This window comes from Bacillus cereus group sp. BfR-BA-01355 (genome assembly GCF_022663675.1).
Taxonomy (GTDB): Bacteria; Bacillota; Bacilli; order Bacillales; family Bacillaceae_G; genus Bacillus_A; species Bacillus_A thuringiensis_S.
This window is the reverse complement of sequence record NZ_JAKUFY010000063.1, coordinates 1-24,319: the sequence shown is the minus strand read 5'-3', so window position 1 is coordinate 24,319 and position 24,319 is coordinate 1. Positions and strand designations below refer to the sequence as shown.

Genomic DNA, 24,319 nt, shown 5'->3' with positions numbered 1-24,319 from the left:
CAGATTGAAATGAACAGGACTGGCCTTGCAGCCAGCCCCATAAATTTGATTACTTATTTAATTTAGACATTGGAATGTAGCCCATATCTTCTACTTGCTTTTCAAAGTCTTTACCTTTTACATAATCGATGTAAGCTTTTGTTGCTTCTTTCGCTTCACCTTTTGTTACCATATACTCGTAAGACCAGAATGGATATTTACCAGACGCAATGTTTTCAACTTTTGGATCAGCACCATCAATTTTCACTGTTTGCAGTGCACCTTTTTTATCACCCACCATATAAGACATTGCTAAATAGCTTACTGAACCTGGAGTAGAATTGATAGCTTGCTCTACTGCACCGTTAGAATCTTGTGTTGTTCCAGTTCCATCATTGATTTTTGCGTCTTTCATAATTGTTTTTTCGAATGTAGCACGTGTACCAGATGAAGCTGGACGATTAATTACGTTGATTTTTTCATCTTTTCCGCCTACTTCTTTCCAGTTTGTTACTTTTCCAGTGAAGATATCTTGTACTTGTTGCACTGTTAAGTTATCAACTTTTACATCTTTATTTACAACAAGAGCGAATGCAATACCCGCTACCTTGTTATCTACTAATTCTTTCGCCTTTTCAGCATCTTTTATTTTATCTCCGGACGGAACATCTGAATTACCAATTTGCACTGCACCAGATGCTACTTGGTTAATCCCAGTTCCACTACCGCCACCTTGAACTTGAATAGAAACTTTTGAATTTTTCTCCATGAATTTCTTTCCAGCTTCCTCCGCAAGAGGTAGAAGAGCTGTAGAACCAGCTGCTGCAATCGTACCCGATAATTCTTGTTTTGTATTATCGCTTCCTTTAGCAGTTTCTTTACTAGTTGTATCTTCTGCTTTTCCACACCCAACTAATGCTCCTGCTACCACTAAAGCTGCTAAAGAGAATTTAATACCTTTTTTCATAACCATGTCTTGTACCCCCATTTGGATTATCACTTTTCGAATTCATTTTCTTTCGAACACAAATTCATTGTAGGACAACAATATTATGTGAGTGTTAAGCAATTTTTAATTTTAAGTAAATGACGATAATAACCCTTAAAATCTATGAATCCCAACATTTGCAGTTAAAGAATCCAACAAAAACCACACTAACTATGCTGTAATGTAAATTTATTCTTAACAATGTAAATTCAATGTAAATGTTTTTCTCTCTTTTTCCCTTTTAGTTAAAGTTATATTTACAATTCCGCTGTATTTTGTAACTTTTACACGCCTAATTTATGCACATTAAAAAGAATTTCAGTAATATTTTTTAGTACAACTAAATAAATTGGAACAATTCTAAAATTAAATGAATATTTTTAAAGTACTAATTGACAGCATCATCCAATGTAGTCTACTATATTACTAACAAAAAGTTTACCTAAGGAAACTTTTTAAACTAACACTAACAATATAGAGAAGAGGTAACTTTTATGGTATCGGCTAATACTAAACCCCTTTCCGATTTTAAAACAGGGGAATTTGTACAAATTGAGAAGATACAATTAGAAGGAACTATGAAACGACGTTTATTAGATTTGGGATTTATCCCTGGGGCAACGATTAAAGTATTGCAACGCAGTCCACTTGGAGATCCGGTCGCCTATCAAGTGAGCAACACAACTATTGCACTGCGAAAAGAAGAAAGTTCCCTTATTTTCGGGGTATTAATAGGAGATGATTTCAGATGAGCAAACATCGTATTGCTTTAGCTGGCAACCCGAATACCGGGAAAAGTACATTATTTAATACTTTGACAGGTTTAAAACAACATACTGGAAATTGGACAGGAAAAACTGTTTTAAAAGCTGAAGGAGAATATGAACATAACGGAAGTACTTATACATTAATAGATTTACCTGGAACTTACTCATTATACTCAAATTCCGCGGACGAAGAAGTGGCGAGGGATTATATTATATTTGAAAAACCAGAAGTAACTGTAGTTGTCCTAGACGCAACTGCTATGGAAAGAAATTTAAATTTAGCACTCCAAGTGATGGAAATGACAAACAACGTAGTCATTTGCATTAACTTAATTGATGAAGCCGAGAAAAAAGGTATTGTTATTGATGAAAAAAAATTAGCAAAATCACTTGGTGTACCTGTAGTTAAAATTTCAGCACGTAACCGAGTAGGCATTGGTCATTTACTAAATGTTATTGCAAAAGTATCAAATAAAAAACTAATTCCAACACCAATTAAAATTACTTACAGCGAAAAAATCGAAAATATGATTCAAGAATTAGAACCACAAATTTATAAGGTGTTCGGTGATACGTATCCAGCACGTTGGATTGCGTTACGTATATTGGATGGAGATAAAAATTTCTTAACTACACTTCAAAAACACCATAATGAACCACTTGTAAGGGAGGTCATAATTAATGGAATCTCACTCAGCCAGTAAAGCTCTTCCATTAGACTATATTATTCAACATGCACAAACACTTTCAAATGAAGATATACGAGATGATATAGTCGGAGATATTTACCGAACATCTGCAAGCATATGTAAAGAATCCGTCCAATATACAAATACTGATAAATTATATCGTTCCGAAAAACTAGATAAAATTTTCACATCTCCAATCTGGGGATTCCCAATTATGCTCGGTATTTTATCTATTATTTTTTATCTTACAATCGCAGGCGCTAACGTACCATCTGATATGATTGCCGAATTCTTCGGATGGGCCGAAGGATATTTAACATCTTGGTTCCAAGCAGCGCATGCACCTGAATGGTTACATGGCATTTTAATACTTGGTTTATTCCGTGGTATCGGAGCTGTTATTAGCGTTATGTTACCACCTATGGCAATCTTTTTCCCTATGTTCGCGCTACTAGAAAACTACGGATACTTACCACGTGTCGCGTTTAATATGGACCGCTTATTCAAACGATCCGGCGCACACGGGAAACAATCTTTAACAATGGCAATGGGATTTGGTTGTAATGCAGCAGCCATTATGTCAACACGTATCATTGAATCACCACGTGAACGTATGCTAGCAATTTTAACGAACAACTTCGTTCCTTGTAACGGTCGCTGGCCTATGTTAATTTTAATGGCTTCACTATTTATGGCTGCTGGTTATACAGGCAGTATGCAAACATTGGTTACTGCTGGCGTTGTAGTTGGAATGGTTGTAATTGGTGTTATTATGACATTAACTGTTTCTTGGATACTATCAAAAACAGCCTTAAAAGGGGTTCCAACTCACTACACACTTGAGTTACCTCCGTACCGCAAGCCAAAAGTTTGGAATACAATTGTTCGCGCAACACTCGATAAATCAATCTATGTTTTAAAACGAGCTATAGTTGTTGCTGCCCCTGCGGCTGCATTAACTTGGTTACTTGCTAACATTTTTATCGGTGACACAAGCTTACTTATGTATTTTGTAAACTTCCTAGATCCATTTGCTAAAATGTTAGGACTTGACGGGTTTATTCTAGCTGCATTCATTCTTGGACTACCCGCTAATGAAATTGTAATCCCAATTTTATTAATGTCTTACTTATCAACTGGGGCTTTAACTGAAATAGATGATTTTAATCAAATTAAAAATCTATTCCTAGAAAATGGTTGGACTTGGTTAACAGCGTTAAACACAATGTTGTTCTCACTTCTTCATTTCCCGTGTGGAACAACATTGGTTAACATATATAAAGAAACAAAAAGTGCAAAATGGACATTCTTATCGTTTGCAATCCCTACCGTTATCGCCATTGTTGTTACATTCCTCTCTACACAATTGGTACATTGGTTAGGGCTTGTATAAAGCAAAGCATACATAGAAGGTATCCCCCTTCACGTTTGCTTTGCACGAAAGAAACCTGAAAATCATTCAGGTTTCTTTTTTTGTACATCAGTATTCCACGGCTGTGCTCCATACGTTGTGAGTTTTTTATGAATAAAATATATAGCTCCTGGAAGAACTGCCATTAATATCGTGCAACTAATCCCTAAACCCGTAAACAACTTACATCACCTTATTTCACTCTTTTAGGTAAAGCCGAGCCTGAATGCTCAATCGTCGGGTGAACATGAACAGTAATTTCAGCTTTACTAAAGTAATTTTCGCCTTGATCCCAATTCTTACTTACCTTTTTCCACTCTTTATAATTATGTCGCTTATACACTTCCCCTAACTCTAATACATCTACCTTATATTTTTTTTGAACAAGTTTAATTGATTTTTGAATACGCTTCTCCATTTCTTCCGATATATCCTTCTCTAAACGCTTTTCATTCAAAACCTTTTTATGATCACTAAAATGCAACTCAGCTATTGTACCTTCCAGAGATAAATGAATATTAAACTTTGGTTTTGTAGCATTCGTTGTAGATACTTTAATTTTTCGACGCAACTTATGAATTTCATATGTAATAAGTTGATCCTTTTTACGAATGGTAAAAAAACCTCCAATTTTTTTACCTATTATATAATTCATCCCTAATGTTTCTTCCCCACTCAAGTTGCCTACACACTTATTATCCTTTCCACGAAACAATGCTGCACCGTCCATTTGTACCCCTTGTTTTGTTAGTTCAAGAATAGGTAATACAAAACTCCGGTTAGAGATCATCTTTTCCTGTACCTCACCAATTCTTGCAGCCTCAATCATTTGGGCATTTTTCGGAGGGTGTTCAGCTAACATATCAATATACTGCGCCGGTAAATTTTCAGGTTTTGCACTCTGTTTTAAAATAGATTCTGCATTTTTCTTTGAAACAAACAAACGAATATTTCTTCTCATTTCATGATCGCGAATATATACATCTAACGTATTTTGTAAAATGTATGGATGTGAAAGTAATTCTTCAGAGAAAATAATCACTTGTATATGAGGGAAAAATAATGTACGACTAATTTTTTTAGCGATTATTCTTATTTGTTCAAACACACTATCTGCTTTCGCACTAACATTAATATAATTTTCGCCATCTCCATCACCTTGTCCACCTTGCTGCGCTAACTTACTAGGAAGTACCATTTGATACGTCCCTTTCATAATTGGATTCGCTTTCTTCTCCTTCACGATATCATAAGCCGCTCCTACTACAAATCCTCTTTCTTCTATCTCTTCTAACTCAGAACACCCACTCATAAATCCAGTTAAAGTCATAACCATTATAATTTTAAGAAGGTGTTTCATTTCCACCATTCCTTCTTTTTATTTTATATACAATTAAAACGAGCAAAGGCGCTAACACAACAAACCCCATATCTATCCAAGCTAAATAAGTCCCATAACTTGATAAAGCATTCAAACTACTAGGTATCATATTCGCCATAAAAATAATAGGGGCACTTACGAAAATAAAAATATGTTTCTTCACTTTCGGAAACATAGCACAAAACAATAAAGATGCGACGTCATAATACATTGCTGTAGTGTTATAAATAGTAATAATCCAAGTCGTAAAAAAAATCGCATCGAACCTTTCTAAAAACCCTCCGCCAATTTCAATTTCTTTCCCTAATTCAATTGTTGGATATGTCAATCCACGTGTGGTCATATACGTAAAAACACTAATACAAGTTACATAAATTAAAATGTATGACAACACGTTTACCATCACCGCTTTCGCGACTGCCATTGGCGCTTTTTTCGCTGACTTATCATTCAGCAACACCGCATAAAATAAAGCTACTTCGAATCCAATAAACGTAAAAATAGAATTTTTAACTCCAACAGCATATTGACTTACTTTCGTTTGAAAAGCTGGTAGTAAATTATTTATTTCCATTAAATTTATATTCAATAAAGAAAGAAGTACTATCGCAATTAAAACAATAGGTAAGAATAAAACATTTAACCTTAATAAGGCTGCTCTTGATCCTGCTATTCCATAAATAACAACTAGCAAGAAGAAGAAAGACAGTAGTTGTATCGGTGTATCACTAAATAAATACGTTTGAGAAATAATTGAAATCATTCGCGATTCATATGCTGTCAAAGCAGCAAACGTTAATACTAAAATACTACTAATTGTGTATGCAACAGGCTTCGTCAAATGCGCACTCGTATATTGAACAAAATTTTGTTTCGGAAATAAGATCGCCACCCTCGTCACAAACCAACCTAAAACTGTACAGATCAATCCACCCAAAAGCAAAATAATCCAACCGTCCGAAAATAAAGTTTGGTTAGCGATATCTCTTGGCATAGACAATGCTCCTATACCAATAATGGTCGATGATACCGCAAACCCAATTTCCCGAGATCCAATCTCTTCATCGCCATACTCAAATGGTTTCAATTATTTTCGCTCCTTTGGACGTATTGTAGAATCTTTTGTTTGTAAGTACTCTGGTCTATCTTTCAACATCGATTTTGGCATGCGAATAAATTCTTCTTTCCAATCTTTATAAAATGCAGGAGCAATTGGAGTTGTATACGGTATACCAACGCTTGTTAAATTTGTAATATGAATAGCAAGTGCGATCAGAGCTAGAATAATCCCATACAAACCAAAAGCCGTTGCAGCTAATACAAAGACGAAAAGTAAAATTCGGAACGTAATTGTAATGCTATATACAGGAAGCGAAAATGTAGCAATCGCAGTAACTGCAATAATAATAACTAAAAATGGATTTACAATCCCTGCATTTACCGCAGCTTCTCCAATTACAAGACCTCCTACAATCCCTATCGTTTGTCCCATCGGTTTCGGCAATCGGATTCCAGCTTCTCGTATTAATTCCATAGTCAAGGCCATCATTAACGTTTCAATATACGCTGGAAACGGAACACCTTCCCTAGCACCTGCAATTGAATAAGCCAGTTTAGAAGGAATAAGTCCTTGATGGTAAGATACAAGTGCTACATACATAGCTGGTAACAAAACCGCAATTATACCTGAACCCATACGTAAAAATCGTAATAACGTTCCAATCACCCAGCGCTCGTAATGATCTTCTACAGATTGAAAAATATCAACAAATACGAGTGGCGCAATAAGAGCAAATGGGGATCCGTCTACCAAAATGGCTGCCTTTCCTTTCGCTAATGAGGCTATAATATTATCAGGCCTCTCTGTATTCAAAAACTGTGGAAATGGGGATAAATTATTATCCTGAATTAATTGTTCAATCGTACCTGTTTCCAAAACGACATCTGTCACTATTGATTGAAGACGGCGATCCAACTCTTTTACAATGTGAGGATTAATAATATCTTCTATATATACTAGGGTTACTTCTTTCTGCGATCGCTTCCCCATAATATAAGATTGGAACCTCAACTTTGGATCACGTAAACTACGTCGGATTAACATTTTATTCACATTAATATCTTCATTTAATCCGATCCTCGGTCCACGTATTAAATCTTCAGTTACTGGTGGTTCTAAACTTCTTTTTTCCCAAGCTCTACTATTAATCACGATAGCCGTTTGAATATTATCAATTAATATAACCGTATCTCCCGCTAAAATCGCATTCATAATGTCTGGAAACTTCGTCTTTACACCCACTTCTGCGATAGAAATAAAACGATCCAATAACGTTTGAACAACGGCTTCCTCACTTGGAATTTCTTCGTATTGCAGCGTACGAACGACATATTTATAAACATTATCCTTGTCTGTTAATCCACATAAAAACACAACCGCACAACGTGTAAAACTCCCAGCAAGAGCAACTTCTCTAATTGTTAAATCATTAGGTGAACCTAACTCATCCCTAATTTCTTTCATAACTTCAAATAAGTTACCTTCAAGCTCTAACAATTTCCCCACCTAACTTCCTTTTCAACAAGTTTTTAGTTAGATTCCGCTAATAGAAGAAAATATATACAAAAAAGAGCTATCTCTTTTCAAAGATAGCTCTAATAAACGAATTACTTTTCTACTATTATGCTTTTTTTCTTTATAGATACACTTTTTGTAAATCCACTAACTACAAACATCACAATCATATTAATTAACAATGCGACTATACCTACATTTAAATCTTTTATAGACTGCGGAAAACTCGGAAACATCGTAGCTATATTAGAGCCCGATAAAGTGATATATGCAACAACTAATAACCCCATTCCCATTCCTGCAATCGCTCCTTGCTTTGTAATAACCTGACGTGGAAACAAGCTACATACAAGTGCAGGGAAAAGTTGTGTAACAATACTGTACCCCATTAATAGAAGGGCTCCTATTGTTTCTCCTCCTTTAAATGTAAATAAAACTGCTACGAGCGTTACTACAGGTACAAATAACTTTGCAGCTTTAGCAACTTGTCTATCTGAAGCAGATGGAACCATCGTTCGATAAATATTTTTCGCTAACAGTGTAGAAGCCGCCATAACAAGCATAGAGCCTGGAACTAACGCCGTTAATACTCCCGCACTACCAATAATTCCAATAAACCAAGGATCAAAAGTTTGTAAAGCAAGACGGAATAACGAAAGATCCACATCCGCTCCCTTTAACCCAGGAACTTGCAATATAGCAGCAAACCCTGCAAAAAATACGAAAAGTAACACTAAAGAATACAATGGCATAATTGCTGCATTTTTACGAAATACTTTTTCATTTTTTGCAGAAAAAGCAGAAGCAAATGTATGAGGCCACATATAAAAACCTAGGGCCGTTAATATAATAGTAGAAACAAACCAAGAAATACTCATTCCTTCTTCAGGTAAAGATAAAAATCCCGGCTTTGCTGCTTCTACAGCCTCAAACATAGGCTGAAATCCTCCATAATAATGATACGGTAAATATATACCTAAAAACATAACGATAAACAGTATCATAATATCCTTCAAAGCAGCCGTCCAAGCCGAACCGTGTATACCTGAAACTATTACATATATAATTATAACAATAGCACCAATCCATACTGCAACAACAGGTGACACCCTTCCGTAAGAAGCTTCTGAAACGATAATCCCCAGTCCCTTTAACTGTAAAACAAGATATGGGATGATGGAAACAACACCAACAACTGAAACAATAAGTCCAAGCGCTTTACTTCTATATTTCTTCGCAAAAAAATCCGACTGCGAAACAAGGTTATGCTCTTTCGCATACTTCCAAATTGGTGGTAATAAAAAATACGATAAAAGATAAGCTAAAGCACCATATCCCAAAATATAAAAGGTAGGTGCTCCTTTACTATACGCCCAGCCGCTTCCCCCTAAAAATGTAAACGTCGTATAAATCTCACCTGCCATCAGGAGAAAAACAAAAATAGTGCCAAATCCTCTTCCCCCAACTGACCATTGCTCTAAATTCATATCTTTTCCATGTTGTGCCCGAATCCCTAAAAATAGTGCGAGAAACAAAAATAAAATAATGATAAGTAATGCAGTCATTTTACATCCTCCTTATTAGCGGGATCAAACACGTACACAAGCCCCATACAAAGAGATGTAATAAACACTGATAATAATACCCAAAATAATAAAAATGGCATCCCTAATACGTAAGGAGTAACTGAATTCGCAAATATTGGCCCAACTACTAAACAAAGAACTGGAATAAGCGCTAGGATGTGTATTTTCTTCATCTCATTCTCCTTTACTTATAAAATTCATAATGGCTGATACAAAGACTTCCACTCCAATCGGTAATGCATCTTCATCAATTGTAAAACGAGGATGATGATGAGGATATATAATACCTTTCTCTTTATTTCCCGCTCCGATAAAAAAGAATGTCCCTGGTACCTTTTGTAAAAACGCCGAAAAATCTTCTCCAGCCATCGTCGGCTGCAAACGAACAACTCTATCTCTTCCATAAAGTTGTAATGCCGTTTGTTCAATAAGCTCTGTAACTTCATAATTATTTACAACTGGTCGATATCCATATTCATAAGAAAACGTATATTTCGCTCCGTAAGATTCCGTAATATGCTTCACAATCCGCTCAATCTTCTTCTCTGTTTCACCTCGTAACTCATGTCTTAAACTTCGCACTGTCCCTTCAATCTCCGCTTGCTCTGGTATTACATTATGAGTTGTCCCCGCATGAAATTGAGTAACGGATATTACGAGAGAATCTAATGGATTCGTGAGGCGAGATACAATTTGCTGAAGTTGCGAAACGACTTGTGTACCGATTGCTATACTATCCACCGTTTCATGAGGGATTCCAGCATGTCCACCTTTTCCCTCTATCCTAATTTTAAAAACATCCGGTGCAGCCATTGCAGGACCATAAATAACGCCTATTTTCCCAACCTCTAACGACGCCCAAAGGTGAGCACCAATAATATAATCCACACCTTCCATTACACCTGCCGCAATCATCTCCTCTGCACCACCAGGAAAATTTTCTTCAGCATGTTGGAATAGAAAACGAATCTCCCCTTTAATCTTCTCTCTTGCTTCTACTAACTTATATACAACCCCAAGTAATATCGCTATATGTCCATCATGACCACACGCATGCATCACACCTTTATATGTAGAAATAAAATCAAACTCATTTTCTTCATGAATAGGAAGAGCATCCATATCGGCTCGAACCGCAACTGTTTTGCCCGGCTGTTTACCTACTAACTTTGCCATCACACTATATTTAGTCGGCCGTGACACTTCTAAATATGGGCATTTCCGAAGTATATCGAACACAAACTGCGATGTTTTTTCTTCTTGAAAAGATAACTCTGGATACTTATGAAAATGCCTTCTCCACTCAACTAACTGATTTTTTGACAAAACAAGTTCCTTTGCAACATCCATACCCCTTCACTCCTTCTTCACCAAGTTAAATGTTATTATAACGCGAATTGTTAACTTTTAAAAGAATCTTCTGAATTTTCAATTATGATAAACCAAAAAGAAAAAGCCATCCAAAAGATGACTTTTTCTTTATTATAAAATAGTAATCGCTTGTTTTCCCATTTGCTCCCAAGCTTTCTCAAATTCTGCTCGTGGAACAGCCAAACGTGGATTATTTTTCAGAGGATCATTTACATATACAAAGTTTTGATCATATCCAATTACTACTGCACTATGCTCATAATATGTAATTTTCACTTCGCCTGAACTCGTATTCCATGTTTCAAAACTACTTTCAGCTAGCGGCTTAAACGTCGTATTAATAATGACCCATACCGGGGAGCCAGAACTAATTACTTTATATATATCTTGCATGTCTCTACCTGTTAAATTAATTACTTTTTCAGGAACATATTTTTCTGCTAAATCAAAGATTGGTTTATTGTATACACCATATCCAGGCTTTGCCTTTGTATAAATATTTCCTACAAACCCCTCGTAAGGATTTCCACGCAAACCATTTTGTTCAAATGGAACACGATAAATTTCGCTAGCAAGTTGCATCTTATCTACTTGTACACCTTTATATTGCAGCAACATAGCTAAACTTGTCACTTCACATCCTCGAGGTAATTCTGGTAATTGTTTAATAAACGGAACATCTTCAATCATAGCTGCTTCTTTCATTTCAGATAGAAACTCTAAGCGTAAAACTTGCGCCTTTTGCATGATTTTATCTTTCCCTATAAAAAATGCAGCAGCAAGTATAATACCAAAAACAAAAAGATATTTTAACTTTTTCATTATAAACAAAACTCCATTAATTATTATTTTACAGACACAACTCTTATCATTGTACCCTTCTTCTTACTAGTTTGCTAGAAAGATCATGTGAATTATCGCTCATAGAATTAATTATAAAAATTCTAATTATTTTTAATAAAAAGAAAAATAAATATACATTTCCAGAATATTTTGCTAAAATCAAAATTGTTAACATGGTGAAGATATCACCATGTTAACAAACATTCTTAGAGTATTTAGTCATAGTTCATTTTTTACATACTCCATTCATTTCATAGCAAATAAACCGAGTGTGTGTTGCATCCCCCACTAATGATTAAAAACTCAGAATAAAATGAAGTTCACACATTCAAGAAAATACGGGGTGAGGGGCATATGAATCAACAAATTGAACAAACAAATTTAAAACGAACAATGAAAAGTAGACACCTATTTATGATTGCACTCGGTGGTGTTATCGGAACCGGGCTATTTATGGGATCTGGTCAAATCGTCCATAATGCCGGACCTGGTGGCGCTATTCTTGCATTTTTAGTCGGTGGATTTGTTATGTATTTAACGATGTTATGTCTTGGTGAATTATCTGTTGCTATGCCAGAAGCAGGTTCATTCCAAAGCTATGCAAGCAAATTCATTTCACCTGGTTTTGGATTTGTTGTCGGTTGGATGTATTGGTTAAATTGGGCTGTTACAGTTGGCGTAGAGTTAACAACTGTAAGTATTTTAATGAAACGCTGGTTTCCAGACGTTTCTTCATGGATTTGGTGCGTTACATTTGCAGCAGCGCTCTTCCTCGTAAACGCTTTATCAGCAAAAGCATATGCAGAAGCAGAGTTTTGGTTCGCAAGTGTAAAAGTTGCAACAATCGTTATTTTCATCGTACTTGGTGGCGCTGTTATGTTCGGTTTACTAGACTTTAATGGAAAGCCAGCTCCGATGCTTCATAATTTCACTGAAAATGGCGGGCTATTTCCAAACGGTGCATTAGCTGTTCTTCTTACGATGATTACAGTAAATTACTCCTTCCAAGGAACAGAATTAATCGGAATCGCTTCAGGAGAAAGTGAAAATCCTGAAAAAACAATTCCAAAAGCGATCAAAAATACAATTTGGCGAACTCTCTTCTTCTTCGTCTTAGCGATATCAGTTGTTGTAGGTTTACTCCCATGGCAAGAGGCTAATCTAGTCGAAAGTCCGTTTGTACTTGTTTTTGATGTAGCCGGTGTCCCATATGCAGCAGACATTATGAACTTTGTTATTATTACAGCTGTATTATCCGTTGCTAACTCTGGTCTATACGCAAATTCTCGTATGCTGTGGGCGATGGCAAAACAAGGAATGGCAAGCCCAGCATTTACGAAATTAACTAAAAAAGGTGTACCGCTAAATGCATTAATTTTCAGTCTGATTTTTGCTAGCCTTTCCTTATTAACAAGTGTATTTGCGGCAGATACTGTCTTTCTAGTTTTAACATCTATTGCAGCAATGGCTGCCGTTGTCGTTTGGATGTCAATTGCCGCTTCACAGTTTTTCTTCCGTAGAAATTTCGTGAAAAATGGTGGCGACATAAATGATTTAAAATATCGTACACCGCTCTATCCGCTAGTTCCAATCGTGGCGTTCTTACTCAATTTCATTACATTTGTTAGTTTGGCTTTCATTCCAGATCAAAGAATTGCTCTTTATTGTGGCATTCCATTTATGATTATTTGTTACATTTTATACCAAGTTAAATATAAAAAAATTGTCACACTTGAACAGCCACGAACTATCACACAAAAATAAACTAAATATACAAAATATTCAGCTATCTTTCTTATGATAAGATAGCTTTTTTCTATTTCTTGGATATCCTGGTATAACTTTATTTATCTTAAAATTTTCACAATCACGTTTTTCTCTGGAAAATAGTTTACAATGTAATCAAGTTACAAATGATATTCACCTTAAAAAGTGTGCATTTGTGTCTATTTTTTAACAATATATCAAAAACTATTGCCTTCTATAAATTAATAGGTTTATATTGTTTTATTGGCATAGTTTCAATCCAAGGAGAAAGGAGATTTTCAATCGTGCAACTAAAGAAAGCGTTTTGGAAGTTGGCTTCGCTTCTTCCGTTATCATTACTTCTGTTCCTCGGTGGCTGTGATAAAAAACTCGCAGTATTAAATCCGCAAGGACCTGTTGCAAAAGCACAGTATGATTTAATTGTTTGGTCATTCTTGCTTATGTCATTAATTATCGCAATTGTATTCATTCTGTTTACAGTCATCTTGATTCGTTATCGTGAAAAACCAGAGAATATGGACTATGAGCCACCTGAACAACACGGTAACACATTACTAGAAATTATTTGGACGCTTGTTCCTGTTATTATCGTTATCGCATTATCGATTCCAACAGTAAAAGCAACTTATGCTTCGGAAGAGGTTCCGAAAGAGTCCAAACATATTAAACCAGTTGAAATTTATGTTACATCTGCAAACTGGAAATGGTTATTCAGTTACCCAGAGGAAAAAATTGAAACCGTTAACTATTTAAATATCCCAGCTGGTGTACCAATTCAATTCAAACTGACTTCTGTCGGCCCAATGAATGCTTTCTGGGTACCAGAACTTGGTGGTATGAAGTACACAATGGATGGCATGATTATGGATCTTTATTTACAAGCTGATAAGCCAGGTTCTTACCTAGGCCGTAGTGCGAACTTCTCTGGTGAAGGATTCACACACATGGAGTTCGAAGTTGAAGCAAAAACTAAAGAGAAATATGACAAGTGGGTTAAAGAAGTACAAGAAAAGGCTGATAAGTTAACCGAAGAGAAGTACAACGAAATTATTAAACCTGGTGTAGTTGGACGCATGACGTTCTCTAGTCACCACTTAAGTTATGTAGATCCAAAATCACTTGAATATTGTGATTACAACTACTACAAAAACAAAAAATAATAGCTATTATTCCAACAGATTGGAGTGAACACAGTGAAGCTTGATGAATTCTTTGTCACAGGTGACCCGATTATTTACGGTGCAGACGCTTCTATCGTTCTTGTGACATTAGCAATCATTTTCGTACTAACAAAGTATAAAAAATGGAAATGGCTTTGGGACGAATGGTTGACAACTGTTGACCATAAAAAAATCGGAGCCATGTATATTATTTCTGCGGTTATCATGTTATTCCGTGGTGGTATGGATGGTTTAATGATCCGTGCACAGTTAACATTCCCAGAAACAACTTATTTAAACGCTGAACACTATAACGGAATCTTTACAACGCATGGTACAGTAATGATTCTTTTCATGGCAATGCCATTCGTTATGGGATTAATGAACCTTGTAGTACCATTACAAATTGGTGCTCGTGACGTTGCATATCCGTTCTTAAATGCTTTAAGTTTCTGGTTATTCTTTGTCGGAGCAATGTTATTCAACATCGCTTTCGTAATCGGTGGTTCTCCAGACGCTGGGTGGACTTCTTACTTCCCAATGGCAGGTACAGAGTTTACTTCAGGCGTAGGAAATAACTACTACGCAATTGCATTACAGATTTCAGGTCTCGGTACGCTAATGACCGGTATTAACTTCCTTGTTACTATCTTAAAAATGCGTACACCTGGTATGACTTTAATGAGAATGCCAATGTTTACTTGGTCAATCTTAATTACAACAATTATCATTATTTTCGCTTTCCCAGTATTAACAGTTGCGCTTGCATTAATGACATTTGACCGTCTATTCGATGCTCACTTCTTTACGATGGCGAGCGGCGGTATGCCGATGTTATGGGCCAACCTGTTCTGGGTATGGGGTCACCCTGAAGTATATATCGTTATTTTACCGGCATTCGGTATTTTCTCTGAAATCATTAGTACATTCTCACGTAAGCGTCTATTCGGTTACAGTGCGATGGTATACTCAATGGTTGCAATTTCTTTACTAAGTTTCGTCGTATGGCTTCACCACTTCTTCACGATGGGTGCAGGTCCAGCGGTTAACTCATTCTTCTCGATTTCGACAATGGCGATTTCGATTCCAACCGGGGTTAAGATCTTTAACTGGTTGTTTACACTGTATAAAGGACGGATTCGTTTTACAGTTCCAATGCTTTGGTCATTGGCATTTATTCCAAACTTCGTAGTCGGTGGGGTTACAGGGGTTATGCTTGGAATGGCAGCAGCTGATTATCAATACCATAACAGCTACTTCCTAATTGCTCACTTCCACTACGTATTAATCGCAGGTACAGTATTCGCTATGCTTGCTGGATTCACATTCTGGTATCCAAAAATGACTGGTCATATGTTAAATGAACGCCTAGGTAAATGGACATTCTGGATCTTTATGAGCGGATTTAACATCTGTTTCTTCCCAATGTACTTCTTAGGTTTAGACGGTATGACTCGTCGTATGTACACTTACTCTGAAAGTCTTGGATGGGGATGGCTAAACCAAATCGCATCTGTTGGTGCGGTAATGATGGGTATTGGCTTCCTACTTCTTTGCTACAACGTAATTTGGAGTGCACGTCACGGTGAACGTGACACAACTGGAGATCCATGGGATGGTCGTACACTTGAATGGGCAACTCAATCTCCTGTACAACATTACAACTTCGCAAAGCTTCCTGAAATTAAAGAAGCTGATGCTTTCTGGTACATGAAAAAACGCGGAGAAACAGTTACACCAGCAGCAGAAGATATCAAACCAATTCACATGCCAAGTAACTCTGGTGTGCCTATTATTGCGTCTTTATTCTTCGGTCTTGCAGGTTTCGCATTAGTATTTAGCTGGTTCTGGCTTGCAGCAATCGGTGGTATTGGTATTTTAGCTTGCTTAATCTATCGTTCATTCGATTATGACGATGGTTACTACGTAAGTGTTGATGAAATTAAAGAAACAGAACATATAGCATGAGAGGTGAAATGACATGGCGGCTTTAGATAAAAGCTTACCTTTGGAATATCAATCCGAACAAAGCAGATTGAATATCCTAGGATTCTGGATTTTTCTTGGGGCTGAAATTATGCTGTTCGCAACACTTTTCGCCTCTTATCTAGTCCTTGCTGGTCGTACGGCAGATGGCCCAACTCCAGCGCAACTGTTTGAACTTAAAACGCTTTTAATTCAAACATTACTACTTTTAACAAGTAGTTTCACATGTGGTATCGTAATTCACGAAATGCGTAAGCACAACCAAAAAGCGATGCTTGGATGGTTCGTCCTTACATTACTTTTAGGTGCAGGTTTCCTATTCTTCGAGATTGAAGAGTTCATTATGTATATTGGTGAAGGCGCAACAATTCAAACAAGTGCTTTCCTATCTGCATTCTTCGTTCTTCTTGGAACGCATGGAGCCCACGTAACAGGCGGTATCATTTGGGCAATTTGTGTTATTATCCAAATTTTAAAACGAGGTCTAACACCAGTTACAGCTCGTAAAGTATTCATTATCAGCTTATACTGGCATTTCCTTGACCTTGTTTGGGTCTTCATTTACACACTAGTTTACTTGAACGGGATGGTGGCGTAAATGGCTCAAAACAACAATCAAGCAAATGGGCATGCGCATAGCGGATTCCCTTGGTCACACGTTTTCGGATTTATTTTATCGCTTGCATTAACGTTTCTAGCGTTATACGTGGCACTTTACACAACATTGCCACTTTCAACAGTCTTAACAACTATTATCATCATGGCTGTTGCGCAAGCATTGTTACAATTAATTATGTTCATGCATTTAAAAGAAGGAGAAGGAAGAGTTCAAATTCTTACAATGATATACAGTTTCTTCGTTGCAACTGCAACAGTTGGTTTAACTGTATGGATCTTCTTCTCAATGTAATGTACATGAAAAAGACTGCTGAGATTCCTCAGCAGTCTTTTTTTATCCCCTCCCCTATTACATCCACATTACGGAATTAACAACAGAATCATGAAAAATATACTTATTATGACAAATGTTAAGAAAAGTCTTTCTTTATGAAATCGAATCCATATGCGTTGCTTTTCTACCTATTATATGGCTAAATAGGTACTATATTTATTTGAAGGGAGAGAACGCAATGGAACATCATACTTCTGTTCTATCACTTATGGTTATCGTTGCAATCGCGTTTTTCGTTCCCCTTTTGTTACAACGCTTTAAATTAAAAGCACTTCCTGTTGTCGTTGCAGAAATTATTGCAGGAATCTTTGTAGGTAAAAGTGGGTTTAATATTATTGAGCCAGATATATGGCTTCAAGTTTTATCAACATTAGGATTTATCTTCCTCATGTTCTTAAGCGGTTTAGAAATTGATTTTTCTATCTTTAAACAAAAAGGGAAAAAAAATACGACAAACGAGCCAAATACATTTCAAGCAGCAAGCATTATCTTCTTATTTATTTTCATCTTATCTTATGCCCTATCATTACTATTCGTATGGCTAGGATTCGTAGATAATGCAATGTTCATGACTTTAATTATTTCAACTATTTCTTTAGGTGTTGTTGTACCAACATTAAAAGAGAACAACCTAGGAAAAACTGCAATCGGACAAATCATTTTATTAGTTGCTGTTATTGCAGACTTAGTTACAATGATTTTACTCGCTGTTTTCGTCGGATTAAATTCCGAAAGCGGCCAAAGTATGTGGCTCTTACTTCTTCTATTCGGTGCCGGTATTGTCATTTACTTTATTGCAAAACGCTTTAAAAACATTCCATACTTAGATAGTTTAAAAGCTGGTAGTGTACAAATTGATACACGGGCTGTTTTTGCACTCATTTTAATCTTAGTTGGTTTATCGGAATCTGTTGGAGCAGAAAATATTTTAGGTGCCTTCTTAGCAGGCGTACTTGTATCGTTATTATCACCAAATGAAGATATGGTTGAAAAACTTGATTCCATCGGCTATGGTTTCTTCATCCCTATTTTCTTCGTAATGGTTGGTGTAAATCTAGAGGTATGGTCTATTTTCAAAGAACCTTCTAGCATGCTAATGATCCCAATCTTAATTGTAGGACTCTTTATTTCAAAACTCTTACCATCACTCGTCTTACGAAAATGGTATCCACGTAATATCGTACTTGGAAGTGCAATTTTATTAACATCGACACTTTCTTTAGTTATTGCGGCTGCACAAATTGGTGAAAAACTGGGGATTATCAGTCCAAGTTTATCTGCCTCTCTTATTTTAAGCGCAGTTATTACTTGTATTTTTGCACCTATATTATTTAAAAAAATGTTCCCAAAAGTAGAAACACCAAAACCAAAAGTAGCTATTATTGGCGCGAGCAGAATTACCCTTCCGTTATCACTAGATTTAAAACGAGAAGATTATGACGTAACGCTATATATGATGCGTCAAAACAAAATAAATGATGAAGAAGCGAAATCACATGACTTTCCTATCGTGAAATTAGATGACATCACAATTGCATCATTAACTGAACAAACAGCATTTGATGCAGATCGCGTCGTTGTTGCAACAAGCGATGATGAACAAAACTTATTATTGGCAGAACATGCAAAAGAGCTAGGTGTTGAACATGTTATTGCAAGTGTAGAAGATCCACTTCTACAAGAAAAAGCAACGCAAGAACATATCGCTGTATTCTCAACAATTAACTCTACACGTATTTTATTACGTGCACTTATTGATAAACCTAGTCTCGTTCGCTTAATTACAACAGCAAACGAAACAGTACGCGAAGTTGAACTGCGCAGCAATAAATATAACGGCATTGCGCTTCGCCGCCTCCCGTTTTTAGGTGATGTACTTGTCATTCAAATCTACCGCGGTAATAAAGCATTAATACCACATGGTGATACAAGACTACAACACGGTGATACATTACTTGTAACAGGTTCGAAAGAGCATATCGATACACTAAAAAACATATTAGAGTAAAAAAATGCCCCCCACATAATTGAGGGGCATTTTTTAATTTTTATATGGTAAAATGTTACTATCACATATTATGAGGATGGATTACATTATGTCTATTGTAACTTTAGCTCTCTTATTATTAGCAGAAGTACTCGTCGCCATTATTCTCATCGGTGTTAGCATTGAAATTTGCAGCTATGGTTGGAAAAAATCAAATGGAGTTAAATACTCATGCCTTTTTCTTTCACTCCTTCTAGGAACCGCTAGTATACTCGGCCTTCTCGCTGCACCTGCATACTTCTTTATACAACTTATAGAAAAAGGTTTATAAGAAAGGATGATAATATGATTACTGTGCAGTATATTGATGCATCCGAGACACACTTATTACGCCAAGCGGTGTTGCGTCCCAATCAGTCCCTAGCAGACTGTAAATACTCTTCTGACTACGAAAAAGACACATTCCACTTAGGTGCCTTTATAAACGATGAGTTAATTAGCATCGCTTCCTTCTCAAAAGAAATATATCCTGATTTGCAAAATGGTATCCATTATAGACTACGAGGAATGGCAACATTACCTAACTTTCGGAACAAAAGAGCTGGAAGCTCCTTAATTCAGAAGGCAGAACAAATTTTAAAAGAACGGAAAGCAAACATTCTATGGTGTAATGGCCGTATTACTGTAACTGACTATTACAAGCGATTAGACTTTCAGGAGCATGGTGAAATCTTTGAAATTGAACCGATTGGCCTTCATAAAGTTTTGTATAAAAAGATATAAGAAAAGCTTTCCTCAATACGGGAAAGCTTTTCTTATATTTCAATCTTCACTTTTTATCTTTTTCATATATATGTAGATAAATAAACTAGGAACTAAAAAACAAGCAAACATAATAAGTGCTGTTATACTTATTTCTTTTATCGAGATATCTGGTGTTACAATGATACAAACAGCTAATATCCCAATAATAATACCTACTGGAATTAATAATAATTTCATGAAATAGCTACGTGACACTCCGCCTGTGTGCTCATATACCTCTACAGAATGTTTTAAATTTAAGAAGTTAATAACTACGATCCCGCCAATAAATATCATTAATAAATCCGAAACACTTTCATATCCTGCCTCTTGCAAGACATAGCGGTAAAAGATGATAGCTAGTATGACGATATTTTGTAAGATGAAAGCCAATCTAATATGTTTTAACCCTTCAATCATTAAACGTTCATCTTTCACGATTTTCATCCTATCACTCCTTTTCCTCCCAAAACAACTCATTCAACGTTTTATCTACTGCATAACAAATTTTCAAACATAAATCTAAAGATGGATTGTATTTCCCCTTCTCAATTAAACTAATCGTTTGCCTTGTAACGCCTACTTTTTCTGCTAATTGTTGCTGTGTTAAATCTAACTGAACACGCGCGACTTTTATTTTACTTACAGCCATTCATGTTCCTCCTCCACCTTTATTGTAACATATATATTCCTTTAAGTAATTTATATTTTACAAAACCAATTAAGTTTTCACCTTATTCCAATTAGTGCGGGCTAATACACAGTGGGGATCCTCCCTACTGCCTATAGTCTCACTTTATTATACACAAAAAAGGAGCCTCTCATAAGAAGCTCCCTCTCCTATATCTATATTATAAGAATAAATGACATCCAAATAAAATTGTAAATAAGTATAGTAATGGATGTACTTCCTTTCCTTTACCCTTCACAATTTTCAAAACTGGATATACTAAAAATCCAATTGCGATTCCATTTGCAATACTAGATGTTAACGGAATACCTATAAAAATCAAAAATGCTGGTAACGCATCTTCAAATTCATTCCAATTAATATCTCGAATGCTTTGTGCCATTAAACTACCTACTATAATTAATGAAGGAGCTGTAATAGCGGCCACACTTGATAAAGAAGCAATAACAGGACTGAAAAATGCCGTTATAATTGTTAGACCAACAACTACAATCCCTGTTAATCCAGTTTTCCCACCTGCAGCAATACCTGCTGACGATTCAATCGTCGCTGCTGTTGGGCTTGTTCCAAAGATAGAACCTGTAGTCCCTCCAATTGCATCTGCAATAAACGCTTTACCAAAACGCTTCTCTGTATTGTCTGTAATTAAACCTGCTTGTTTAATTAAACCAAGTAATGCACCTGTTGTATCGAATAAAAGTACAAGTAAAAATGAAAATACAACACCATATAATCCGTATTCAATTACATCTGAAAATGCATTGGTTGGGTTTGAAACGATAATACCCTCTGGCAAATGAGGCATCGCCACAATTTTATCAGCAAACTTCAATTGCCCTGTAAAGAAGGCGATAATTCCTGTCACAATCATACTAATAAATAATGCACCACTCACACGTAATGCCATTAATACCGCCGCTAATATTAAACCAATTAAAGTTAAAATAACAGCTGGAGAATGAAAATCACCAATCGTAACTAAATTAGACGGATGATCTACGATAATTCCAGAAAGGCGCAATCCAATAAAAGCAATAAATAGTCCAATTCCACCTGCAATTGCATGCTTTAAACTATCAGGAATTGCTAAAATTAACTTTTGCCTAAACGAAGTAAAAGATAATAAAAGAAAAATAATCCCCGTTACAAATACAGCTGAAAAGGCAACTACATATGTAATCCCTTCTGCCTTCTGTACAACAGAATAAGCAAAATATGCATTCATTCCCATAGCTGGAGCAATAACAATCGGGTAATTCGCGAAAATTGCCATACCTACTGTTCCAACAACGGTGGCAATAATTGTTGCTGTAAACGCTTGGTCAAATGGTACACCTGCATCAGATAATATTTTTGGATTGATGACAAGAATATACGCAAATGTAAAAAAAGTTGTGATGCCAGCTAAAAACTCTTGCTTCACAGAAGTGTTATATTTTTGTAATTGAAACATGCTTATGTACCCTTCCTACACCTGAATTATTATCACACATTCTTTTCTTACTAGTATGTGAGAAAATATAATACTTAATCTTAACAATCAATAAAAAGAAGAGTCAATATATTCCCTAATAGTTCGAATTTTAAGTTTAAGTCTGACAAGTACAGATGTAGTACAGTTCATTATGATTATTTTTGTAGCATAACAGATAGAAATGTTTTATAATTTGAAATAGTTAAATATTTAGCAAACGCATTCAAATATCGTTCACTCTACAAGGGGGATTCTTCTTATGCAGCACACAAACAAATCTGGAACTTTAAATCGTGGTTTAAAAGAACGACATATTACTTTAATGTCACTTGGCTCAGCTATTGGTGTTGGGCTATTTTTAGGATCCGCTTCCGCTATTAAACTAGCCGGTCCTTCTATTTTACTAGGCTATATGATTGCCGGACTCGTTATTTTTTTCATTATGCGAGCTCTCGGGGAAATGGCAATTGAACAACCTGTTGCCGGTTCTTTTAGTAAATATGCATATGATTATATCAGCCCACTCGCTGGTTATATTACTGGTTGGAATTACTGGTTCTTATGGGTTGTTACTTGTATGGCTGAAATTACAGCAGCTGGTATTTACATGCAGTACTGGTTCCCAGATATCCCGCGCTGGACTTGGGCATTACTTGCTCTATTGTTAATGAGCGCTTTTAACTTCTTATCGGTAAAAGTATTTGGAGAACTTGAGTTTTGGTTTGCTCTCATTAAAATTGTCACAATTATCTGTATGATAGTAGTCGGAGCTGGTATTATTTTATTCGGATTCGGAAACGGTGGTATCGCTACTGGTATTTCAAACCTTTGGTCACATGGTGGCTGGTTCCCAAATGGTTTTTCTGGGTTACTACTCTCCATGCAGATGGTACTATTCGCTTATTTAGGCGTTGAATTAATCGGTGTTACAGCTGGTGAAGCTCAAAATCCGAAGAAAACACTCGCAAAAGCAATTGATAACGTGTTTTGGAGAATATTACTGTTCTACGTAGGAGCTCTATTCGTTATGATGGCAATTTATCCATGGAACGAACTTGGTGAGAAAGGAAGCCCATTCGTATTAACATTCCAGCAAATTGGTATCGCAAAAGCAGCAGGTATTATTAATTTTGTCGTATTAACAGCAGCTCTTTCTTCTTGTAACGGTGGTTTATTTAGTACAGGCCGTATGCTATTTACATTAGCTCAGCAGAAAAAAGCTCCTGAAAGATTTGGTCGTTTAAATAAAAACGGCATTCCAAGCCAAGGAATTGTAGCAACTGCTATCGTTTTACTCATTGGTGTTATATTAAACTATCTCGTACCTGCAAAGGTATTTACATGGCTTACTAGCATTTCAACTTTCGGCGCAATTTGGACTTGGGGAATTATATTAGTTGCTCAAATTAAATTCCGTAAAAGCTTACCTACTCAAAATAAACAAAAGTTATCATATAAAATGCCTTTATACCCATTAAGCTCATATTTCTCACTCGTTTTCCTTGTATTAGTACTAGGTATAATGGCGTATTCAGAAGATACACGAATTGCATTGATTGTCGGCCCAATTTGGCTTATCGGCTTAGCAATCGTATATTACATGAAAGGGTTTCATAAGATTGATGAAACACCTAACTCAAAAATTAGTTAAGCAAAGCACCCCTTCCTTATTACTTGGAAGGGGTGTTTTTATATCTATATAAATATTTCTCAACAAAATTAACGGTATTTTTACAATCTTTTAATATTTTTTATGTTTTCCGTCTTTATTTTTACAGAAAAATAAATTACATTATTAAAGCACATATATTTATTATTAGGGGGATTCTTCTATGAAGAATAAAAAATGGATTACATTTTCTTTAGCAACAGCAATTACACTAAGTATAGGGACCTCGTTCATACCGT

24 protein-coding genes are annotated in these 24,319 nt (G+C 35.9%); 12 read left to right on the top strand and 12 right to left on the bottom strand.

Annotated features, from left to right (window positions below):
• Positions 1–49: 49 nt before the first annotated feature.
• Positions 50–952: a phosphate ABC transporter substrate-binding protein PstS family protein gene (locus MR167_RS19705; protein WP_000245111.1), complete on the bottom strand. Its 903-nt coding sequence runs from the start codon at positions 950–952 to the stop codon at positions 50–52.
• A 509-nt stretch (positions 953–1,461) separates the two neighbouring features.
• Here MR167_RS19705 and MR167_RS19700 point away from each other — a divergent pair.
• From MR167_RS19700 to MR167_RS19690, 3 genes are read left to right on the top strand one after another with little or no spacing between them, the layout of a single operon-like run.
• Positions 1,462–1,719, top strand: a complete 258-nt coding sequence (locus tag MR167_RS19700) for a FeoA family protein (RefSeq protein ID WP_000252988.1) — start codon at positions 1,462–1,464, stop codon at positions 1,717–1,719.
• Entirely contained in the window at positions 1,716–2,438 is a 723-nt protein-coding gene (locus MR167_RS19695) for a FeoB small GTPase domain-containing protein (RefSeq protein ID WP_242315288.1), read from the top strand. The genes MR167_RS19700 and MR167_RS19695 overlap by 4 nt, the downstream gene beginning before the upstream one ends.
• Complete coding sequence (locus MR167_RS19690; protein WP_242315287.1) at positions 2,416–3,816, top strand: nucleoside recognition domain-containing protein; 1,401 nt, start codon at positions 2,416–2,418, stop codon at positions 3,814–3,816. The genes MR167_RS19695 and MR167_RS19690 overlap by 23 nt, the downstream gene beginning before the upstream one ends.
• 62 nt (positions 3,817–3,878) lie before the next feature.
• Here the strand turns inward: MR167_RS19690 and MR167_RS19685 are convergent, their stop codons facing one another.
• The 8 genes from MR167_RS19685 to MR167_RS19650 all read right to left on the bottom strand — a co-directional run bounded on the left by MR167_RS19685 (position 3,879) and on the right by MR167_RS19650 (position 11,569).
• Entirely contained in the window at positions 3,879–4,016 is a 138-nt protein-coding gene (locus MR167_RS19685) for a hypothetical protein (protein ID WP_000493991.1), read from the bottom strand.
• A gap of 11 nt (positions 4,017–4,027) precedes the next feature.
• Positions 4,028–5,194: a spore germination protein GerLC gene (gene gerLC / locus MR167_RS19680; protein WP_000681639.1), complete on the bottom strand. Its 1,167-nt coding sequence runs from the start codon at positions 5,192–5,194 to the stop codon at positions 4,028–4,030.
• Complete coding sequence (gerLB, locus tag MR167_RS19675; protein WP_000802019.1) at positions 5,178–6,302, bottom strand: spore germination protein GerLB; 1,125 nt, start codon at positions 6,300–6,302, stop codon at positions 5,178–5,180. The genes gerLC and gerLB overlap by 17 nt, the downstream gene beginning before the upstream one ends.
• Positions 6,303–7,781 (bottom strand): spore germination protein GerLA, encoded by a 1,479-nt coding sequence (gene gerLA, locus MR167_RS19670; protein WP_003309092.1) that lies wholly within the window; start codon positions 7,779–7,781, stop codon positions 6,303–6,305.
• Positions 7,782–7,882: 101 nt separating this feature from the next.
• Entirely contained in the window at positions 7,883–9,355 is a 1,473-nt protein-coding gene (locus tag MR167_RS19665) for a sodium:solute symporter family protein (protein ID WP_242315286.1), read from the bottom strand.
• A complete protein-coding gene (locus MR167_RS19660; RefSeq protein ID WP_000719836.1) occupies positions 9,352–9,549 on the bottom strand; it encodes a DUF3311 domain-containing protein in 198 nt (65 codons plus the stop codon). The genes MR167_RS19665 and MR167_RS19660 overlap by 4 nt, the downstream gene beginning before the upstream one ends.
• A 1-nt stretch (position 9,550) precedes the next feature.
• On the bottom strand, positions 9,551–10,726 hold the full coding sequence (locus MR167_RS19655; protein ID WP_000382123.1) for an amidohydrolase: 1,176 nt from the start codon (positions 10,724–10,726) through the stop codon (positions 9,551–9,553).
• A gap of 132 nt (positions 10,727–10,858) precedes the next feature.
• Positions 10,859–11,569, bottom strand: coding sequence for a C39 family peptidase (locus MR167_RS19650; protein ID WP_000734492.1), 711 nt, complete (start codon positions 11,567–11,569; stop codon positions 10,859–10,861).
• A 375-nt stretch (positions 11,570–11,944) separates the two neighbouring features.
• Here MR167_RS19650 and MR167_RS19645 point away from each other — a divergent pair, with 375 nt between their 5' ends.
• The 8 genes from MR167_RS19645 (at position 11,945) to MR167_RS19610 (ending at position 20,225) form a co-directional block, all read left to right on the top strand.
• Positions 11,945–13,354, top strand: coding sequence for an amino acid permease (locus MR167_RS19645; RefSeq protein WP_242315285.1), 1,410 nt, complete (start codon positions 11,945–11,947; stop codon positions 13,352–13,354).
• Positions 13,355–13,641: 287 nt separating this feature from the next.
• Positions 13,642–14,517: a cytochrome aa3 quinol oxidase subunit II gene (locus MR167_RS19640; RefSeq protein ID WP_001176164.1), complete on the top strand. Its 876-nt coding sequence runs from the start codon at positions 13,642–13,644 to the stop codon at positions 14,515–14,517.
• A 33-nt stretch (positions 14,518–14,550) separates the two neighbouring features.
• On the top strand, positions 14,551–16,485 hold the full coding sequence (gene qoxB / locus MR167_RS19635) for a cytochrome aa3 quinol oxidase subunit I (protein ID WP_000762373.1): 1,935 nt from the start codon (positions 14,551–14,553) through the stop codon (positions 16,483–16,485).
• 13 nt (positions 16,486–16,498) lie between these two features.
• Positions 16,499–17,101, top strand: coding sequence for a cytochrome aa3 quinol oxidase subunit III (gene qoxC / locus MR167_RS19630; protein WP_000729316.1), 603 nt, complete (start codon positions 16,499–16,501; stop codon positions 17,099–17,101).
• Positions 17,102–17,413: a cytochrome aa3 quinol oxidase subunit IV gene (qoxD, locus tag MR167_RS19625; protein WP_000068425.1), complete on the top strand. Its 312-nt coding sequence runs from the start codon at positions 17,102–17,104 to the stop codon at positions 17,411–17,413.
• Between the two features lie 220 nt (positions 17,414–17,633).
• Positions 17,634–19,463, top strand: coding sequence for a monovalent cation:proton antiporter family protein (locus tag MR167_RS19620; RefSeq protein WP_000399955.1), 1,830 nt, complete (start codon positions 17,634–17,636; stop codon positions 19,461–19,463).
• 52 nt (positions 19,464–19,515) lie between these two features.
• Positions 19,516–19,773, top strand: a complete 258-nt coding sequence (locus MR167_RS19615) for a DUF4022 family protein (protein WP_003260542.1) — start codon at positions 19,516–19,518, stop codon at positions 19,771–19,773.
• A 14-nt stretch (positions 19,774–19,787) separates the two neighbouring features.
• Positions 19,788–20,225 (top strand): GNAT family N-acetyltransferase, encoded by a 438-nt coding sequence (locus MR167_RS19610; RefSeq protein ID WP_000633847.1) that lies wholly within the window; start codon positions 19,788–19,790, stop codon positions 20,223–20,225.
• A gap of 39 nt (positions 20,226–20,264) precedes the next feature.
• On the opposite strand, the gene MR167_RS19605 is transcribed toward MR167_RS19610, so the two are convergent.
• From MR167_RS19605 to MR167_RS19595, 3 genes are all read right to left on the bottom strand, one after another.
• Positions 20,265–20,693, bottom strand: coding sequence for a hypothetical protein (locus MR167_RS19605; RefSeq protein WP_000706625.1), 429 nt, complete (start codon positions 20,691–20,693; stop codon positions 20,265–20,267).
• Positions 20,694–20,697: 4 nt separating this feature from the next.
• Positions 20,698–20,898 (bottom strand): helix-turn-helix transcriptional regulator, encoded by a 201-nt coding sequence (locus MR167_RS19600; RefSeq protein WP_000301184.1) that lies wholly within the window; start codon positions 20,896–20,898, stop codon positions 20,698–20,700.
• Between the two features lie 199 nt (positions 20,899–21,097).
• Positions 21,098–22,390 (bottom strand): NCS2 family permease, encoded by a 1,293-nt coding sequence (locus MR167_RS19595; protein WP_000487187.1) that lies wholly within the window; start codon positions 22,388–22,390, stop codon positions 21,098–21,100.
• 280 nt (positions 22,391–22,670) lie between these two features.
• On the opposite strand from MR167_RS19595, the gene MR167_RS19590 reads away from it, so the two are divergent.
• The gene (locus MR167_RS19590; protein ID WP_001164901.1) at positions 22,671–24,062 is read left to right on the top strand and encodes an amino acid permease; all 1,392 of its coding nucleotides are present in this window, start codon (positions 22,671–22,673) and stop codon (positions 24,060–24,062) included.
• Positions 24,063–24,319 lie beyond the last annotated feature (257 nt).

What these genes read in the sequence shown, in the direction of transcription:
- MR167_RS19705 (WP_000245111.1), bottom strand. Translation starts at nt 952, where the DNA reads ATGGTTATGAAAAAAGGTATTAAATTCTCTTTAGCAGCTTTAGTGGTA.
- MR167_RS19700 (WP_000252988.1), top strand. Translation starts at nt 1,462, where the DNA reads ATGGTATCGGCTAATACTAAACCCCTTTCCGATTTTAAAACAGGGGAA.
- MR167_RS19695 (WP_242315288.1), top strand. Translation starts at nt 1,716, where the DNA reads ATGAGCAAACATCGTATTGCTTTAGCTGGCAACCCGAATACCGGGAAA.
- MR167_RS19690 (WP_242315287.1), top strand. Translation starts at nt 2,416, where the DNA reads ATGGAATCTCACTCAGCCAGTAAAGCTCTTCCATTAGACTATATTATT.
- gerLC (WP_000681639.1), bottom strand. Translation starts at nt 5,194, where the DNA reads ATGAAACACCTTCTTAAAATTATAATGGTTATGACTTTAACTGGATTT.
- MR167_RS19665 (WP_242315286.1), bottom strand. Translation starts at nt 9,355, where the DNA reads ATGACTGCATTACTTATCATTATTTTATTTTTGTTTCTCGCACTATTT.
- MR167_RS19660 (WP_000719836.1), bottom strand. Translation starts at nt 9,549, where the DNA reads ATGAAGAAAATACACATCCTAGCGCTTATTCCAGTTCTTTGTTTAGTA.
- MR167_RS19655 (WP_000382123.1), bottom strand. Translation starts at nt 10,726, where the DNA reads ATGGATGTTGCAAAGGAACTTGTTTTGTCAAAAAATCAGTTAGTTGAG.
- MR167_RS19650 (WP_000734492.1), bottom strand. Translation starts at nt 11,569, where the DNA reads ATGAAAAAGTTAAAATATCTTTTTGTTTTTGGTATTATACTTGCTGCT.
- MR167_RS19645 (WP_242315285.1), top strand. Translation starts at nt 11,945, where the DNA reads ATGAATCAACAAATTGAACAAACAAATTTAAAACGAACAATGAAAAGT.
- qoxC (WP_000729316.1), top strand. Translation starts at nt 16,499, where the DNA reads ATGGCGGCTTTAGATAAAAGCTTACCTTTGGAATATCAATCCGAACAA.
- qoxD (WP_000068425.1), top strand. Translation starts at nt 17,102, where the DNA reads ATGGCTCAAAACAACAATCAAGCAAATGGGCATGCGCATAGCGGATTC.
- MR167_RS19620 (WP_000399955.1), top strand. Translation starts at nt 17,634, where the DNA reads ATGGAACATCATACTTCTGTTCTATCACTTATGGTTATCGTTGCAATC.
- MR167_RS19615 (WP_003260542.1), top strand. Translation starts at nt 19,516, where the DNA reads ATGTTACTATCACATATTATGAGGATGGATTACATTATGTCTATTGTA.
- MR167_RS19610 (WP_000633847.1), top strand. Translation starts at nt 19,788, where the DNA reads ATGATTACTGTGCAGTATATTGATGCATCCGAGACACACTTATTACGC.
- MR167_RS19605 (WP_000706625.1), bottom strand. Translation starts at nt 20,693, where the DNA reads ATGAAAATCGTGAAAGATGAACGTTTAATGATTGAAGGGTTAAAACAT.
- MR167_RS19600 (WP_000301184.1), bottom strand. Translation starts at nt 20,898, where the DNA reads ATGGCTGTAAGTAAAATAAAAGTCGCGCGTGTTCAGTTAGATTTAACA.
- MR167_RS19595 (WP_000487187.1), bottom strand. Translation starts at nt 22,390, where the DNA reads ATGTTTCAATTACAAAAATATAACACTTCTGTGAAGCAAGAGTTTTTA.
- MR167_RS19590 (WP_001164901.1), top strand. Translation starts at nt 22,671, where the DNA reads ATGCAGCACACAAACAAATCTGGAACTTTAAATCGTGGTTTAAAAGAA.